Genomic DNA, 16,915 nt, shown 5'->3' on the forward strand with positions numbered 1-16,915 from the left:
ATGGCACGCGACGACGAGACCCGCTACCCCGATATCGAGATCTACCTGGCCGAGGGCGACCGCGACGGCCTGAACGCCTGGCTCGGCGAGTCGCTGGCGGCCCCGCCACTGGCCGCCGCCGGCAAGCACCAGTGGCGCACTCGGGGGCGCATCGACGGCGACGAGGTGCCGGTGCTGCTGGTAACGAAGGCCGCCGACGGCTTCGCCAGCCTGTGGTTCGACAGCCCCCGCACGCCCTGGGCCACCGATGCCGAGTGCGCCCGAGAGGCGGCCGCCCGCCTGGGCGTGGAGGTGCGCTGCTCGCTGGGCGGCTGGCAGCCCGGCGACGCCCCGGACCGTTTCCTGCAGGTCCTGCCCGATGGCACCGAGAGCACCATCGATTGGCCAGACTCGGGGCAATAAGGAAGGAAGAAGGAAGAAGGAAGAAGGAAGAAGGAAGAAGGAAGAAGGAAGAAGCCAAGATAGTGGTTCTTCTTCCCTCTTCAAGGCGCGAAGCGCCGTACTTCCTTCTTATAGCGGCATAGCCGCGATCATACTCAGGCGCTTCGAATCAAGTGATCACGGTGACATCGTCGGCCTGCAACCCCCGCTCATTCTCGGTCACGTGATAGCGGACCTTCTGCCCCTCGGCCAGGGTCCGGTGACCCCGACCGCGGATGGCACGGAAGTGGACGAAGACATCCTCACCGCTGTGGCGAGTGATGAAGCCATACCCCTTGTTGACATTGAACCACTTGACCTCGCCGATCTCCCGGTCATCGTCCTCGACCTCGGCCAGATTGACCAATTGGGGCGTCAGGGCATTGATGGCCAGGGTAGCGATCAGCAGCAGCAGGAACACCGCCGCCGCCGCCGCGACATAGACAAGGACCACCCCACCGACCTCGAGGCTGGCGAACAGCTCACGGGACAGCACGCCTCCGGTCAGATGGATGAACAGGGCGATCAGTAGCGGGGCCGGCACGGCCAGCAGGAGGCTGATAACGGTACAACGAAACACGACCTTACGATTCATGGACCTTTAATGCTCTCTTGTCATGGTAAAAAGGAAAGGAGTGACCATGGGACCGAGACAGGACACGACGCCGGACGCCGACCTCGGCCCGGCTGCACACAGGCAGCGGGGTGTCAAGATGAACGATGACACGCCGCGGGGGATTCTACCATGAGCCAGGACACGACGCCCTCGACGCTGGGTCAGCGCCTGGACGCCCTGGAAAGCCGTATCGCGCATCAGGAGCACTGGCTGGATACCCTCGACCAGGCGGTGGCACAGCAGGAGCGCCGCCTGATGCGGCTCGAGCGCCTCAATGCGCTGATGCAGCAGAAATTTCGCGAGCAGCAGCAGGCGCTGCGGGAGACCAGCGCGACGACACCCCGTCCCGAGGACGAGGTGCCGCCGCACTATTAGCCACGAGCCACGAGCCACGAGCCACGAGCTACGAGCTACGAGCTACGAGCTACGAGCTACGAGCTACGAGCTACGAGCTAGCCAGAGTATATTGAGCCCGAAGCCCGAAGCCCGAAGCCCGAAGCCCGAAGCCCGAAGCCCGAAGCCCGAAGCCCGAAGCTTAAAGCTCGTCCAGGTAACGCTCGACGTCGAGCGCGGCCATGCAGCCGCTGCCGGCGGAGGTGACCGCCTGGCGATAGACGTGATCCATCACGTCACCGGCGGCGAACACGCCCGGCACGCTGGTGGCGGTGGCATTCCCCTCGAGGCCCGACTTCACCTTGATGTAGCCGCCGCTCATCTCCAGCTGTCCCTCGAAGATCCCGGTGTTAGGACTGTGGCCGATGGCGATGAAGACCCCCGGCACACGCATTTCCCGGGTGCTGTCGTCCTGGGTGGACGTGAGCCGCACCCCGGTCACCCCGCTGCTGTCGCCCAGCACCTCCGCCAGGGTGTGATTCCACACCAGCTCGATATTGCCGTTCTCGGCCTTCTCGAACAGCTTGTCCTGGAGAATCTTCTCGGCGCGCAGATTGTCGCGCCGATGCACCAGGGTGACCTTCGAGGCGATGTTGGAGAGATAGAGGGCCTCCTCCACGGCGGTGTTGCCGCCGCCCACGACCACAACTTCCTGGTTGCGATAGAAGAAGCCGTCGCAGGTCGCGCAGGCCGACACGCCCTGCCCCATGAACTGCTGTTCGGAGGGCAGGCCCAGGTAGCGGGCACTGGCACCGGTGGCGATGATCAGGGCATCGCAGGTGTAGGTGCCGCCATCGCCCTTCAGCGTGAAGGGACGCTCACGGAGTTCCACCTCGTTGATATGGTCGAACAGCACCTCGGTGTCGAAACGCTCGGCATGGCGCTTCATGCGCTCCATCAGCTCGGGCCCCTGCACGCCGACATCGTCGCCGGGCCAGTTGTCCACGTCGGTGGTGGTCGTCAGCTGGCCACCGGCCTGCATGCCGGTGATCAGCAGTGGCTTGAGGTTGGCCCTGGCGGCATAGACGGCGGCGGTGTAGCCGGCCGGACCGGAGCCCAGGATGACCAGGCGCTCATGACGCGTATCGCTCATGGAAAGACCTCGCAACTCGGAGAATGGCGGATATCAGACACAACGGACTGGGCGATGCGGGCGGACTAGCCGGCATGGCGCAGTGCGCTGTCGTCGGCCCCCTAGAGCACATCATCGTCACGCCCCAGGGAAACCGACTCGACGTCGCCGCTCGACGGCGACACCTCGATACGCAGCTGGATGGGTGCACAGCAGCATGGGCAGTCTTCCCAGGTCACATGACTGCCCTGGGAAGGGTCGACCTGCAGGTCGAAGGGGGTGTCACAGTAGGGACAATGGACCGGCTGCGACGCGAGGTCTTCCTCGTTCACCGTACACCTCCTGATTTATAGGGAATATGGGGAGCCGGCGGGCATATTTCAAGGCAGGCCCCGGCCGGCTCCCACGGCAGTGGTTGAAAACGCCATCTATCATGACCATGTAATAGCCTTGATACCAGGATGGTACGTTCACTCCCTCAGTAAGGAGGACAGCATGAGCACCGAGTCCACACTGGATACCCTGCAAACCCTCGAGGCAGGCGGTACCACCTATCACTATCACAGCCTGCCGAAGGCCGCCGAGGCGCTGGGTGACATCGACCGGCTCCCGATGACCCTCAAGATCCTGCTCGAGAATCAGTTGCGCTTCGCCGATGACGAGAGCGTCTCCCGGGAGGATCTGCAGGCGCTGGTCGACTGGCAGAAAGAAGCAAGATCGACCCGTGAGATCGGCTACCGCCCCGCGCGGGTGCTGATGCAGGACTTCACCGGGGTGCCCGGCGTGGTTGACCTGGCCTCCATGCGCGCCGCCGTGGAGACGCTGGGCGAGGACCCGGCCCGCATCAACCCGCTGTCGCCGGTGGACCTGGTGATCGATCACTCGGTGATGGTCGACGAGTTCGGCAACGCCAGCGCCTTCAAGGACAACGTCGCCATCGAGATGGAGCGCAACCGGGAGCGCTACGCGTTCCTGCGCTGGGGCCAGCAGGCCTTCGACAATTTCCGAGTGGTGCCGCCGGGCACCGGCATCTGCCACCAGGTGAACCTGGAGTACCTGGGCCGAGCCGTCTGGACCCGGGAAGAAGACGGCAAGATGATCGCCTATCCGGACACCCTGGTCGGCACCGACTCCCACACCACCATGATCAACGGCCTGGGCGTGCTGGGCTGGGGCGTGGGCGGCATCGAGGCCGAGGCGGCCATGCTCGGTCAGCCGGTGTCGATGCTGATCCCCGAGGTGGTGGGCTTCAAGCTCACCGGCAAGCTGCGCGAAGGCATCACCGCCACCGACCTGGTGCTGACGGTCACCCAGATGCTGCGCAGCCACGGCGTGGTGGGCAAGTTCGTCGAGTTCTACGGTGACGGCCTCAAGGACCTGCCGCTGGCCGACCGCGCGACCATCGCCAACATGGCCCCCGAGTACGGGGCCACCTGCGGGTTCTTCCCGGTCGACGAGGAGACGCTCAACTACATGCGTCTCACCGGCCGCGACGACGCCCAGCTGGCGCTGGTCGAGGCCTACTGCAAGGCGCAGGGGCTGTGGCGCGAACCCGGCCACGAGCCGATCTACAGCGATACCCTGGCCCTCGACATGAATGAGGTCGAAGCCAGCCTGGCCGGCCCCAAGCGGCCCCAGGACCGGGTCGCCCTCAAGGACATGCCCCAGGCCTTCGCCCGGGTGATGGACGACGACGACAAGACCGCCACGCCCTCCGAGGACAAGGGCCGGCTATTTTCCGAGGGCGGCCAGACTGCCGTGGGCGTCGAGGAAAGCTACTACGAGCATACCGCCTTCGAGCACCAGGACAGCCAGAACGTCGAACATGAAGGCAAGGCGTTCAGGCTCCATCCCGGCGCCGTGGTGATCGCCGCCATCACTTCCTGCACCAATACCTCCAACCCCAGCGTGATGATGGCGGCGGGCCTGCTGGCCCGGAAGGCCCGCGAGAAGGGGCTTCACACCATGCCGTGGGTCAAGACGTCGCTGGCTCCCGGCTCCAAGGTGGTGACCGACTACCTGGCCGCCGGCGGCTTCCAGGACGACCTGGACGCCCTGGGCTTCAACCTGGTGGGCTATGGCTGCACCACCTGCATCGGCAACTCGGGGCCGCTGCCCGAGCCCATCGAAGAGGCCATCACCGATGGCGACCTGACGGTGGCCTCGGTGCTCTCCGGCAACCGCAACTTCGAGGGACGCGTGCATCCGCTGGTCAAGACCAACTGGCTGGCTTCGCCCCCCTTGGTGGTGGCCTACGCCCTGGCCGGCAACGTGCAGAAGGATCTCGCCCGGGAGCCGCTGGGCGTCGACCGCCATGGCAAGCCGGTCTACCTGCAGGATGTCTGGCCCAGCCAGGCCGAGATTGCCGAGGCGGTCGAGAAGGTCAAGACCGAGATGTTCCGCAAGGAGTATGCCGAGGTCTTCGAGGGCGACGAGGTATGGAAGGCCATCGACGTGCCCCAGAGCCAGGTCTATCAGTGGGACCCCGATTCTACCTACATCCAGCACCCGCCCTTCTTCGAGGGCATGGGCCGCGACCCGGCCCCGGTGGAGGACGTCAAGGACGCCCGGGTACTCGCCATGCTGGGTGATTCGGTGACCACCGACCACATCTCCCCGGCCGGCGCCATCAAGCCGGACAGCCCCGCCGGGCGCTACCTGCAGGAGCGTGGCGTGAAGCCGGTGGACTTCAACTCCTACGGCTCGCGGCGGGGCAATCACGAGATCATGATGCGCGGCACCTTCGCCAACGTGCGTATCAGAAACGAGATGCTCGATGGTGTGGTCGGCGGCGAGACCCGTCACGTGCCCTCCGGCGAGCAGATGGCCATCTACGACGCCGCCATGAAGTATCAGGAGGAAGGCACGCCCCTGGTGGTGATCGCCGGCAAGGAGTACGGCACCGGCTCCAGCCGCGACTGGGCCGCCAAGGGCACGCGGCTGCTGGGCGTGCGCGCCGTACTGGCGGAATCCTACGAGCGCATCCACCGCTCCAACCTGATCGGCATGGGCGTCGTGCCCCTGCAGTTCCCCGAGGGCGAGAGTCGCCAGACCCTGGGCCTGACCGGCGACGAGCAGGTCTCCATCGAAGGGCTCGGTGAGCTCACCCCGGGCGGCAAGGTCAAGGTGACCATCGCCTCCGACAAGGGCGAGAAGAAGCTCGAGGCGCTGTGCCGCATCGACACCGCCAACGAGCTGGAGTACTACCGCCATGGCGGCATCCTGCACTATGTGCTGCGCAAGATGATTGGGTCGGCCTGACAGGACCGCCTAGGTGGCTCGGCCTGACGCGGTCAGTTTAACCAGGATAGCGTCAGCAGCCTGATCACTCGTCGCTGACCGAAAGGCCCCACCGGGGAAACCGCTGGGGCCTTTACGCTTGTCTCGCTGTCCTGAAGGCCCCGCACGGCCTTCGGGCGACACTAGCGCCCGGGGTCAAAAGGCTCGACCTTGTCCTGTTCCGCCGGGTCGTTACGGGCGACGACCGCCCGGGCCGGCGCCGTGTCGCTGAGGTTAATGGCCTCGTGGGGCACTCCCGGCGGGATGAACAGGAAATCCCCCGTCTCGCTGATCGTCTCGTTCTCGAGCGACGTTCCCCAGCGCGTGCATACCCGACCCTCCAGCACATAGATGCCGGTTTCGTAGCCGACATGAAGGTGCGGGTCGGCACGCCCGCCCGGTGGGATGACCACCAGGTGCATGGACAGCCCCGTGGCACCCACGGTCTGCCCCGAGATGCCGACGAAGTAGGGCAGGCGCTGCCGCGTCATCACTTCGACATCGGGACGGATGCCCTGGACGGTTGCTTCTGGCATGGTTCACCTCCGGAGACGCGGAGCGGCCCCGCCTTCCCTAATCACGCGGCGCGAAGGCGATCGAGCACCTCCAGGATCGCCGGGGAAAGATCCGCATGATGATGCACCACCTCCCAAGCCTCCTCGACTCGCCGATAGATGTTGGTGACCCGGTGCTCGAACGTAACCGCCTCCCCCGCCAGCTTGAAAGTGCCGGACTCGAGTCCCACCTCGTAGGCCATATTACCCTCGATGCGCACAAGACGATCCTTCAGTTCGATCTGCCCCTCCGAGGCCACTCGAGCAAACGCCTCGAAAGACTCTCTGACCGCCCCCCAGCCGATCTGGCGATCACCGATCGGATGCATGGCGGTCACCGCCTCACCGTGCGACCAGACCTCTTCCATCGCCGCGGCATCACCGTTGGCCATGCGATTCAGGGCCGCATAGAACCGGCGCGATATGGCTTGAACATCATCTTCTGTCGACATGGCAATGTCTCCTACCCTCGGCTTCCCCGAGAATCAGCTTAGACCAGCGGCCGGGTTGATGCGCTGGAAACATGCAGGCCCCGCCGGGGGCCGACGGGGCCTTTCAGGGGGATGTTAGCGGCTCAGAACGAGCGACGCCGGTAGCGCCGGTATTCCGGCCACCAGCTGTTGCGCTCGATGGCCTGGCGCAGCTTGATGCCGTTGGTCTTGAGCGCCACACCCTCCCCTTGGGCCTGGCCGGCCACGTCGAAGGCGATCGCTTTGGAGAGCTCGCGGATCTGGGAGAGCGACGGCAGCAGCGAGCCGACGCCTTCCTTGACCAGCGGTGCCTCCCGGGCCAGCGACCGGGAGGCCGCCATCAGCATGGCATCGGTGACCCGGCGAGCATCGCTTGCGACCACACCCAGGCCGATGCCCGGGAAGATGTAGGCGTTGTTGCATTGGGCAATGGGGATACGGCGGCCCTCATGCTCCACCGGCGGAAAGGGGCTGCCGGTGGCCACCAGCGCGGCCCCATCGGTCCAGCGGATCACGTCCTCCGGCACCGCCTCGGCCCGGGAGGTGGGGTTGGAGAGCGGCATCACCACCGGGTTCTCGCAGCCGGCATGCATGGCGCGAATCACCTCCTCGGTGAAGATGCCCGGCATGCCGCAGACACCGATCAGCACCGTGGGCCCGACCCGGCGCACCACCTCCCGCAGCGACTGGCCCTCCCAGCCCGCCGTGATCTCGGGATCGTGAGCCAGGCGCCGCTGGAAGTTTTGCAGCCAGGTCTGATCCGAGGTGACGAGCCCCTCGCGATCCACCATGTAGACCCGCGCGCGCGCCTCCCGCTCGGCCAGCCCCTCGGCCTGCATGGCCACCACCACCTGTTCGGCGATACCGCAACCCGCGGAACCGGCCCCCACGAACACGACCCGCTGGTCGGCCACGGTCTCGCCACGCGCCTGGCAGGCCGCCATCAGGGTGCCGACCACCACCGCGGCGGTGCCCTGGACGTCGTCGTTGAAGCAGCACAGTTCGTTACGATAGCGCTCCAGCAGCGGCATGGCATTGGCTTGGGCGAAGTCCTCGAACTGCAGCAGGACGTGGGGCCAGCGGCGCTTCACCGCGGCGATGAACTCCGCCATGAAGGCATCGTACTCCTCCTGGGAGACCCGGGGATGGCGCCACCCCATGTACATCGGATCGTCCAGCAACGCCTGGTTGTTGGTGCCCACATCGAGCATGACCGGCAGGGTGTAGGCCGGACTGATGCCGCCACAGGCGGTATAGAGCGCCAGCTTGCCGATGGGGATGCCCATGCCGCCGATGCCCTGGTCGCCGAGTCCCAGGATGCGTTCGCCGTCGGTGACCACGATCACCTTGACCTTGTCCTTGGTGGCGCTGCGCAGGATATCGTCCATGCGGTCGCGGTCGGGATAGGCGATGAACAGCCCGCGGTGGTTGCGGTAGATGTTGGAGAACTCCTCGCAGGCCTTGCCCACCGTGGGGGTATAGATGATCGGCAGCATCTCCTCGAGGTGCTCCTCGACCAGCCGGTAATAGAGGGTCTCGTTGTCGTCCTGGATGGCCCGCAGGTAGATATGGCGGTCCAGGTCGTTCTGGCACTGGCGGTACTGGCGATAAGCACGCTCGACCTGCTCCTCGATGGTCTCCACGTTCTGCGGCAGCAGGCCGATCAGGTTGAACTCCAGGCGCTCCTCGCGGGTAAAGGCGCTGCCCTTGTTGAGCAGGGGCATCTCGAGCAAGGGGGGGCCGGCATAGGGAATGTAGAGGGGACGCTTGTGTTCGGTGGTCATCTCTCGCCTCGATCGGGTGACTGGAATCCGGGCCTTGGGCGCCCTCCCGGCGCCTCGCCAGTCACTCTACCATGCCGGAAACGCCAGCGCCCCGGCCGGGGCGCTTTCCCCTCGAGAGGGCTCCGGGGCGGTCAGATGAAGCGGCCGAGCCCGACGGTCTGACGCAGACGATCCATGACGGGGGCGGCCTCGGCACGGGCCCGCTCGGCGCCCTTCAGCAGCACCGCCTCGATGTGTCCCGGATCCTCCATCAATGCCTGATAGCGCTCGCGGGGCTCACGCAGATGCTCGTTGAGATACTCGAAGAGGCGGTTCTTGACCTCGCCCCAGCCGATGCCATTTGCATACTCGGTGCGCATGGTCGCGGTCTCCTCGGGGGTGGCGAAGGCCGAGAAGATCTGGAACAGGGTGCAGGTCTCCGGGTCCTTGGGCTCGCCGGGCTCCAGCGAGTTGGTCTTGATCTTGCGCACCAACTTGAGCAGCTTCTTCTCGGAGACGAACAGTGGGATGGTGTTGTGGTAGCTCTTGGACATCTTACGTCCATCGAGACCGCCCAGCACCTGGACCCGCTCGTCCACCACCGCGTCGGGCAGGGTGAAGTAGTCGCCCTTGTAGAGGTGGTTGAAGCGCCCGGCCATGTCGCGAGCCATCTCGATATGCTGGATCTGGTCGCGCCCCACCGGCACGCGCTGGGCATTGAACATCAGGATGTCCGCGGCCATCAGCACCGGGTAGCCGAACAGCCCCATGGTGATGCCCTTATCCGGGTCTAGGTTGCCGGCGGCCTCATTCTCGGCCACCGCCGCCTTGTAGGCGTGGGCACGGTTCATCAGACCCTTGGCACAGACGCAGGAGAGCATCCAGGTGAGCTCAGGGATCTCGGGGATGTCCGACTGGCGGTAGAAGATGGCGTTGTCGGCATCCAGCCCCAGTGCCAGCCAGGTAGCGGCGATCTCCAGGCGGGATGCCTGCACCTGTCGAGGATCCTGGCACTTGATCAGCGCATGCAGGTCGGCGAGGAAATAGTAGGACTGGACGCTCGGGTCCTGACTCGCCGCGATGGCGGGCTGGATGGCCCCCACGTAGTTGCCTAGGTGGGGCGTGCCGGTGGTGGTGATGCCGGTGAGAACGCGGATCTTCTCGGAAGCTGCACTCATGGAAAGCGGACTCTGCGGTTCGGAAATGGCCGCTATGGTAACGCGAGGCCCCGATCAAGGCGACCGGGGCCACCCCCTCAGCCCAACAGGCTGGCCGGCTCGACATACTCTAGGCCGAAGGCCTCGGCCACCGCGGCGTAGGTCACCTGGCCGTCGTGGACGTTGAGACCGGCGGCGAAATGCGGATCGTCGGCCAGCGCCTGCTGCCAGCCCTTATTGGCAAGCGCTTTCACGAAGGGCAGGGTGGCGTTGGTCAGGGCCTGGGTAGAGGTACGCGCCACAGCCCCCGGCATATTGGCCACGCAATAGTGCACCACGCCGTCCACCACATAGGTCGGCTCGGCATGGGTAGTGGGCTTGCTGGTCTCGAAGCAGCCGCCCTGGTCGATGGCCACGTCCACCAGCACGCTGCCGGGCTTCATCTCGGCGAGCATGGCCCGGGTGATCAGCTTGGGCGCCGCGGCACCGGGCACCAGCACGGCGCCGATGATCAGGTCGGACTCGCGCACGACCGTCTCGAGGACATCGGCGGTGGAAAAGACGGTCTTCATGCGGCCCTGGTAGCGATCATCCAGGGTCTCGAGGCGCGGAATCGACTTGTCCAGTACCGTGACCTCGGCTCCGAGGCCCAGCGCCATGCGGGCGGCGTTCTCGCCGACCACGCCGCCGCCGATCACGGCCACCCTCGCCGGGGCCACCCCGGGAACACCGGGCAGCAGCACGCCCCCCCCGCCCTGGGCCTTCTCCAGGCTGTGGGCGCCGGCCTGGACGGCCATGCGACCGGCCACGGTGCTCATCGGGGCCAGCAGCGGCAACCCCCCCTGGCGGTCCGTGATGGTCTCGTAGGCGATGCAGGTGGCACCGCTGTCCATCAGGCCGCGGGTGAGGGTCTCCTCGGCGGCCAGGTGCAGGTAGGTGAACAGGGTCTGGCCGGCCGACAGGCTGGCGACTTCATTGGCCTGGGGCTCCTTGACCTTGAGGATCAGCTCGGCCCCGCTCCAGACCTTGGCCACGTCAGCCTCGAGGCGGGCGCCGGCGGCCTCGTAGTCGGCATCGCCGAAGCCGGCTCCCTCGCCGGCGCCGGTCTGGACGGTCACCACATGGCCACGGTCGACCAGCTCGCGGGCGCCGCTGGGGGTCAGGGCGACGCGGTATTCATGGTTCTTGATTTCCTTAGGAACGGCGATCTTCATGGGAAGTCCTCCGGTGCCTGGTGATGGGATGAGATCGGCTCGTTTCCTCATTACAGCACAACAGAATATTCACGATGAGATCACGGAAGGAAAACAAAAACATATCAGACATGTCCGCCGACATACCGAGCATCCAACCGAATCAACGGCATCAAACGGAAAGACGTCAGGCTGGCGGCGACGCATCGACCGGCGTCGGGCGATATTTCGCAGGCAGGTGGCGCCGCTCATGGCCGCGAGTGACCGCACTGCCAGCAGGTGTCGAAGACCGCCTCGAGGCGCTCACCGCAGCCGGGGCAGGTCCAAGCCGGCCGCGGGTCATCGTCGGCCAGGGCCTCGCGGATCAGCCGCTCGGCCCGCTGCCGGTTGTGCGGCGCCACCCAGACCTCGGGCTCGCACTCCCCCGGAGGCAACTCCCCGGCGCCCCCGCCGAGGGTCAGGTTGCGCCGCTCGACCGGCACGCCGGCCACCTCCAGCAGATTGGCGACATGGCTGACCAGCAGCGGATTCGAGTGGGCGAAGACGCGAACGAAGTCGAATTCTCTCATCACTGTCGAGACAGGGGCGAGCGCCGGCCCGATGCGCCAGACTCGACGCGGTGAAGCCGAACGCCACCGTGCCCCTTCCTAGTCGCGGAACACGCGCACGCCCAGCGCCTTGAGGTAGGACGTCTCGGGAATCGCCGGGTGGACCGGATGGTCCGGCCCCTGATGTCCCTGGAAGAGAAGCTGGGCGTGGCGGTCCTGGTGACGGGCCGCTCCGCGCACCGTGTCCACCAGCCGCTCCGGCGCGAGGTGCATGGAGCAGGACGCCGAGAGCAGCAGACCGTCACGGCCCAGCAGACGCATGGCCTCGCGGTTGAGCTTGGCGTAGGCCCGCTCGCCGGCAGGGATGTCCTTGCGCTTCTTGATGAAGGCCGGCGGATCGAGGATCACCACGTCGAACTGCTCGCCGTCGGCCTTGAGCGCGGCGAGGGCCTCGAAGGCATCGCCCTCGCCCACTGCCACCTGCTCATGCAGGCCGTTGAGCGCCGCATTCTCGGCGACGCGCGCCAGGGCCTTGGCGCTGGCGTCCACACACAGCACCTCGCGGGCACCATGAGCGGCGGCCTGCACGCCCCAGCCGCCCACGTAGCTGAACAGGTCCAGTACCCGCTTGCCGGCCACCAAGCCGTTCAACCAGGCACGATTGACCCGGTGGTCAAAGAACCAGCCGGTCTTCTGACCCTCGAGCACCGGGGCAGCGAAGCGCACCCCGTTCTCCTCGAGCAGCACGACCTCGGGCAACTCGCCCTTCACCACCTCGACACCGGGCTCGAGGCCCTCCTGGCGCCGACCGCGGGTGTCGTTGCGCAATACCACGGCGCGCGGCGCGAGCACCTTGTCCAGGGCATCGAGCAGCTCGGCCGCCACCGCCTGCAGGCCGGCGGTATTGAGCTGCACCACCAGGACATCGTCGAAACGGTCGATGATCAGGCCCGGCAGCAGATCCCCCTCGCCATGTACCAGACGGTAGAAGGGAGTGTCGAAGAGCCGCTGGCGCAGGGCAAGGGCCTGGTTCAGACGGTGCACCAGCAGCGAGCGATCGAGCCTCTGGCTCGGGTCCCGGGACACCAGCCGCGCGCAGATCAGCGAATGCGGATTGACATAGGCCACCCCCATGGCCTTGCCATTGGCGGCCTCCACCACCGCCTGCTCACCGGGCGCGAACGCCTTGAGCGGGGTGGCGTCGGTGTCGATCTCGTTGGAGTAGAGCCACAGGTGACCGGCCTTGAGGCGGCGGTCGGCGTTCTTCTTCAGGCGCAGGGCGTGCTGGGTCATGAGGAATCGTCTCACTGGGGAGGGAAGGTTCAGGTCTGGCAGCGGGCACAGAACACACTGGCCCGCTGGCCGAGCGTAACCAGGCGCAGCTCGCCACCGCAGCGACGACAGGGCTCGCCGTGACGACCATAGACATTGAGTCGCTGCTTGAAATAGCCCGGCTCGCCGGTACCGCCGACGAAATCACGCAGGGTGGTGCCGCCCTGGGTGATGGCGGCGGCCAGTACCTCCTTCACCGCGGCGGCGAGCCGGTGGTAGCGCTCTTTCGCGATACGCCCGGCGGCCCGGCGAGGGTCGATGCCGGCCAGGAACAGTGCCTCGCTGGCGTAGATGTTGCCCACGCCCACCACCACGGCGCTGTCCATCAGGAAGGGCTTCACGGCCAGGCGTCGTCGCCGGGACAGGGCGAAGAGTCGCTCGCCGTCGAAGGCCTCGGCGAGCGGCTCCGGCCCCAACCGGGCCAGGCGCGAGTCACCTTCTACGCTGCCGGCCAGCCAGTCGACGAAGCCGAAGCGACGCGGGTCGTGATAGCGCAGGACCGCCCCGTCGTCGAGCACCAGGTCAACATGATCGTGCTTCCTGGGGAACTCGCCGAGTCGCGCGATGCGCAAGCTGCCAGACATACCCAGGTGCCAGAGCAGGGTGGCCGGCGCCGCGCCCTCAACGGGCAGCAGCAGGTACTTGGCGCGGCGCGACAGGGGCCCGATACGCGCCCCCACCAGGCGGTCGACGAGATCCCCGGGGACCGGCACCCGCAAGCGGGGCTGGCGCACGATGACCTCATTGATCTCGCGCCCCTCCACATGCGGGGCGAGTCCGCGGCGAGTAGTCTCGACTTCGGGCAACTCGGGCATGGCGACCTTCGGACTCCTAAACGCCTGAACCCGACCACGAGGCCGGGTTCAGTCAGACAGGCAAGAACACCTGCGGAAGTCGACCAAGGGTTACTTGATCTTGGCTTCCTTGTACATCACGTGCTTGCGAACCACCGGGTCGAACTTCTTCATTTCGAGCTTGTCCGGGGTGTTTCGCTTGTTCTTGTCGGTGGTGTAGAAGTGGCCGGTACCGGCGCTGGACACCATTCTGATCTTGTCACGCATGAGTCTTCTCCCTTCGGGTCGCTTAGACGGCTTCGCCGCGCTTGCGAATGTCGCTGAGCACCGCCTCGATGCCCTTCTTGTCGATGATGCGCATGCCCTTGGAAGAGACGCGCAGGCGAACGAAGCGCTTCTCGGACTCCACCCAGAACCGGTGGCTGTGCAGATTCGGCACGAAACGACGACGCGTCTTGCGCTGGGAGTGTGAAACGTTGTTACCAGTCACCGGGCGCTTGCCGGTAACCTGACATACTTTGGACATGAGAGCCTCCAACCGCTTGGCCAGGTGTTCTATACCTGAGTGTTCAAAACCTGTCGGGCAAACCGGGGCGACCCCGTCGTGATTTGACCCAAGGGAATTCAAAGGCTGCACTTTATACCAGAGACCGCCCCATCGGGCAAGCGATGAGGTCATCGGGCCGTGGCAGGTCGCCGCGTCAGCCGAGGGGAAAAGCCCGTGCTGGCACGCTTATAGCCAGCCCCGCTCGGCGAACGAGGTCACCTCGCCGTCCCCCACCACGAAGTGATCCAGCACGCGGATCTCGAAGAGCGCAAGCGCCTCCTTGAGCCGCTCGGTGATGCGCCGGTCGGCATCAGAGGGCTCGGCGATGCCGGAAGGGTGATTGTGAGCGAAGATCACGGCCCCGGCGCCGAGCGCCAACGCGCGGCGGGCCACCTCGCGGGGATAGACCGAGGCACTGTCCAGGGTGCCGCGGAACAGCGACTCGTAACGGATCACCCGGTGCTGGCTGTCGAGGAACAGCGCGGCGAACTCCTCATGGCCCAGGTGGCGCAACTGGCTGGAAAGATAGGCCCGCACCAGCGTCGGCGAGGTCAGCGCCTCGCCCCGCGCCAGCTGGCTGGCCAGGTGGCGCCGCGACAGCTCGAGCACCGCCTGCAGTTGCACATACTTGGCGGTGCCCATACCGCGGGCCGCACAGAACTGCGCCTGCTCCGCCTCGAGCAGCTGGCGCAGCCCGCCGAAGCGGGCGAGCAGGTCGCGGGACAGGTCCACCGCCGAGCGCCCCGCCACCCCCACTCGCAGGAAGATCGCCAGCAGCTCGGCGTCCGACAGCGCCTCGGCCCCCAGCGTGAGCAGCTTCTCTCGCGGCCGTTCTCCCTCCGGCCAGTCACGAATCGACATCCCTGCCTCCCTGTCGTGTCATCCCTGCGCCTGGCAGCAGTGTAGCCGCTGGTCGCGAGACCGGCCTGACGGCTACGCAAGCCCATGGGCGAATGATAAGGTAGGCAGCCAGATTTCCACTCGGACACCGCCATGCCGACACCGACCGGCCCCCGGATCACCCGACGCATACTGCTCGGCATCAGCGCCGGCATCGCCGCCTACAAGAGCGCCCAGCTCGCCCGCCTGCTCAGGCAGGCGGGCTTCGAGGTGCGGGTGGTCATGACCGAAGGCGCCCAAGCCTTCATCGCGCCCCTGACGCTGCAGGCTCTGACCGGCGAGGCGGTGCGCACCTCGCTGCTCGATCCCGAGGCCGAGGCCGGCATGGGGCATATCGAGCTGGCCCGCTGGGCCGACCTGGTGCTTATCGCCCCGGCCACCGCCGACCTGATGGCCCGCCTGGCCGCCGGCATGGCCGACGACCTGCTCACCACCCTGTGCCTGGCCAGCGATGCCGAGAAGGTGATGGCCCCGGCCATGAACCAGGCCATGTGGGGCCATCCCGCCACGCAGCGCAACGCCCGCCGACTGGCCGAGGACGGCTGGCGACTGCTGGGCCCGGACAACGGCGACCAGGCCTGTGGCGACGTGGGCCCCGGTCGCATGCTCGAGCCTGAGGCGATCATGGATGCGCTGCTCTCTATGGCGCCCGATGCCGCGCCGGCCACGCCAACTGCTCCACGGGAGGCCGAGGGCCTGACCGTGGTGATCACCGCCGGCCCCACCCGGGAGCCGCTGGACCCGGTGCGCTACCTCTCCAACCACAGCTCCGGCAAGATGGGCTTCGCCCTGGCGGCGGCGGCCGCCGCCCTGGGCGCCCGAGTGCGTTTGATCAGCGGCCCGGTGACCCTACCTACCCCCGAAGGCGTGGAACGCCTCGACGTGGAGACGGCCCGTGAGATGCATGAGGTCGCCCAGCGGCTCGCCGGGGAATGCGACCTGTTCATCGGCTGCGCCGCCGTGGTCGACTACCGGGCCGAGGCCGCCGCCGAGCACAAGATCAAGAAAGTCGAGGGTGAGGAGGGGCTCATCCTCCGGCTGGTGAAGAACCCCGACATCATCGCGGCTATCGCCGCCCGTCCCGACCGTCCCTATGTGGTGGGCTTCGCCGCCGAGACCCGCGACCTCGAGGCCTATGCCCGGGACAAGCTCACCCGCAAGGGTCTGGACATGATCGTCGCCAATGACGTCTCCGGCACCGAGACCGGCTTTGGTAGCGACCGTAATGCCGCCCTGCTGCTGTGGCGGGACGGCGACGAGGTGGGGCAGGTCGACCTGCCGCCCCAACCCAAGTCCGAGCTTGCCCTGGCGGTGGTCCGCCAGGCCCTGGCACGCCTCGACGCCGCCGACACGACCTGAACCGATACCCTGCTGGAAGCCCCCGATGCCGACGTTCCCCGATCGCCCCCGCCTCGCCGTCAAGCTGCTCGACGAGCGCCTGCGCGACTACCTGCCCCACTATGCCACCGCCGGCGCCGCCGGCATGGACCTGCGTGCCCTGCTCGATGCCCCCTTGGTGCTTGCCCCCGGCGACTGCGAGTTGGTGCGCACCGGCCTGGCCATCCATATCGCCGACTCGAGCCTCGCCGGGATGATCCTGCCCCGCTCGGGCCTGGGCCACAAGCACGGCATCGTGCTCGGCAACCTGGTGGGCCTGATCGACTCCGACTACCAGGGCGAGCTGATGGTCTCGGTCTGGAACCGTGGCGACACGCCCTTCACCCTCGAGCCTTTCGAGCGTCTGGCCCAGTACGTGCTGGTGCCGGTGGTGCAGGCCGAGCTCGAGGTGGTCGACGACTTCGCCGCCAGCGACCGAGGTGCGGGCGGTTTCGGCCACTCCGGTCGTCACTGACGCCCGGGGATGCCACTGCCCCCAC

19 protein-coding genes are annotated in these 16,915 nt (G+C 66.7%); 5 read left to right on the forward strand and 14 right to left on the reverse strand.

The window, feature by feature from the left end; all coding sequences use genetic code 11:
* Positions 1-402 carry a hypothetical protein gene (locus FHR94_RS11855; RefSeq protein WP_183325937.1) on the forward strand — a complete coding sequence of 134 codons (402 nt, stop codon included), beginning with the start codon at positions 1-3 and terminating at the stop codon, positions 400-402.
* Between the two features lie 148 nt (positions 403-550).
* On the opposite strand, the gene FHR94_RS19860 is transcribed toward FHR94_RS11855, so the two are convergent.
* On the reverse strand, positions 551-1,015 hold the full coding sequence (locus tag FHR94_RS19860) for a cold-shock protein (protein WP_281376015.1): 465 nt from the start codon (positions 1,013-1,015) through the stop codon (positions 551-553).
* A 150-nt stretch (positions 1,016-1,165) separates the two neighbouring features.
* On the opposite strand from FHR94_RS19860, the gene FHR94_RS11865 reads away from it, so the two are divergent.
* On the forward strand, positions 1,166-1,411 hold the full coding sequence (locus tag FHR94_RS11865; RefSeq protein ID WP_183325938.1) for a SlyX family protein: 246 nt from the start codon (positions 1,166-1,168) through the stop codon (positions 1,409-1,411).
* 160 nt (positions 1,412-1,571) lie between these two features.
* On the opposite strand, the gene trxB is transcribed toward FHR94_RS11865, so the two are convergent.
* A complete protein-coding gene (gene trxB, locus FHR94_RS11870; protein WP_183325939.1) occupies positions 1,572-2,522 on the reverse strand; it encodes a thioredoxin-disulfide reductase in 951 nt (316 codons plus the stop codon).
* 101 nt (positions 2,523-2,623) lie between these two features.
* Positions 2,624-2,833: a zinc ribbon domain-containing protein gene (locus tag FHR94_RS11875; protein ID WP_183325940.1), complete on the reverse strand. Its 210-nt coding sequence runs from the start codon at positions 2,831-2,833 to the stop codon at positions 2,624-2,626.
* 163 nt (positions 2,834-2,996) lie between these two features.
* Between FHR94_RS11875 and acnA the strand changes: the two genes are divergently transcribed.
* The gene (gene acnA / locus FHR94_RS11880; RefSeq protein ID WP_183325941.1) at positions 2,997-5,762 is read left to right on the forward strand and encodes an aconitate hydratase AcnA; all 2,766 of its coding nucleotides are present in this window, start codon (positions 2,997-2,999) and stop codon (positions 5,760-5,762) included.
* A 161-nt stretch (positions 5,763-5,923) separates the two neighbouring features.
* On the opposite strand, the gene FHR94_RS11885 is transcribed toward acnA, so the two are convergent.
* From FHR94_RS11885 to radC, 11 genes are all read right to left on the reverse strand, one after another.
* The gene (locus FHR94_RS11885) at positions 5,924-6,316 is read right to left on the reverse strand and encodes a cupin domain-containing protein (protein WP_183325942.1); all 393 of its coding nucleotides are present in this window, start codon (positions 6,314-6,316) and stop codon (positions 5,924-5,926) included.
* Positions 6,317-6,357: 41 nt separating this feature from the next.
* Complete coding sequence (locus tag FHR94_RS11890; RefSeq protein ID WP_183325943.1) at positions 6,358-6,786, reverse strand: YybH family protein; 429 nt, start codon at positions 6,784-6,786, stop codon at positions 6,358-6,360.
* A gap of 122 nt (positions 6,787-6,908) precedes the next feature.
* Positions 6,909-8,588, reverse strand: a complete 1,680-nt coding sequence (locus FHR94_RS11895; protein ID WP_183325944.1) for an NAD-dependent malic enzyme — start codon at positions 8,586-8,588, stop codon at positions 6,909-6,911.
* 131 nt (positions 8,589-8,719) lie between these two features.
* Positions 8,720-9,745, reverse strand: a complete 1,026-nt coding sequence (trpS, locus tag FHR94_RS11900; RefSeq protein WP_183325945.1) for a tryptophan--tRNA ligase — start codon at positions 9,743-9,745, stop codon at positions 8,720-8,722.
* A 77-nt stretch (positions 9,746-9,822) separates the two neighbouring features.
* Positions 9,823-10,938, reverse strand: coding sequence for an alanine dehydrogenase (ald, locus tag FHR94_RS11905; protein WP_183325946.1), 1,116 nt, complete (start codon positions 10,936-10,938; stop codon positions 9,823-9,825).
* Between the two features lie 227 nt (positions 10,939-11,165).
* Complete coding sequence (locus FHR94_RS11910) at positions 11,166-11,486, reverse strand: putative signal transducing protein (protein ID WP_183325947.1); 321 nt, start codon at positions 11,484-11,486, stop codon at positions 11,166-11,168.
* A gap of 78 nt (positions 11,487-11,564) precedes the next feature.
* Positions 11,565-12,758 carry a class I SAM-dependent rRNA methyltransferase gene (locus FHR94_RS11915; protein ID WP_183325948.1) on the reverse strand — a complete coding sequence of 398 codons (1,194 nt, stop codon included), beginning with the start codon at positions 12,756-12,758 and terminating at the stop codon, positions 11,565-11,567.
* A gap of 29 nt (positions 12,759-12,787) precedes the next feature.
* On the reverse strand, positions 12,788-13,612 hold the full coding sequence (gene mutM, locus FHR94_RS11920) for a bifunctional DNA-formamidopyrimidine glycosylase/DNA-(apurinic or apyrimidinic site) lyase (protein ID WP_183325949.1): 825 nt from the start codon (positions 13,610-13,612) through the stop codon (positions 12,788-12,790).
* Between the two features lie 90 nt (positions 13,613-13,702).
* Positions 13,703-13,858, reverse strand: a complete 156-nt coding sequence (rpmG, locus tag FHR94_RS11925) for a 50S ribosomal protein L33 (RefSeq protein WP_021819788.1) — start codon at positions 13,856-13,858, stop codon at positions 13,703-13,705.
* A 22-nt stretch (positions 13,859-13,880) separates the two neighbouring features.
* Entirely contained in the window at positions 13,881-14,117 is a 237-nt protein-coding gene (rpmB, locus tag FHR94_RS11930) for a 50S ribosomal protein L28 (protein ID WP_126483875.1), read from the reverse strand.
* Positions 14,118-14,324: 207 nt separating this feature from the next.
* Entirely contained in the window at positions 14,325-14,999 is a 675-nt protein-coding gene (gene radC / locus FHR94_RS11935) for a RadC family protein (protein ID WP_183325950.1), read from the reverse strand.
* 132 nt (positions 15,000-15,131) lie between these two features.
* Here radC and coaBC point away from each other — a divergent pair, with 132 nt between their 5' ends.
* Both coaBC and dut read left to right on the forward strand, forming a co-directional pair.
* Positions 15,132-16,397 (forward strand): bifunctional phosphopantothenoylcysteine decarboxylase/phosphopantothenate--cysteine ligase CoaBC, encoded by a 1,266-nt coding sequence (coaBC, locus tag FHR94_RS11940; RefSeq protein ID WP_183325951.1) that lies wholly within the window; start codon positions 15,132-15,134, stop codon positions 16,395-16,397.
* A gap of 25 nt (positions 16,398-16,422) precedes the next feature.
* Positions 16,423-16,890, forward strand: a complete 468-nt coding sequence (gene dut, locus FHR94_RS11945) for a dUTP diphosphatase (protein ID WP_183325952.1) — start codon at positions 16,423-16,425, stop codon at positions 16,888-16,890.
* The last annotated feature ends 25 nt before the right edge of the window (positions 16,891-16,915 follow it).

The sequence above is a fragment of the Halomonas cerina genome (assembly GCF_014192215.1).
Lineage (GTDB): Bacteria > Pseudomonadota > Gammaproteobacteria > Pseudomonadales > Halomonadaceae > Halomonas > Halomonas cerina.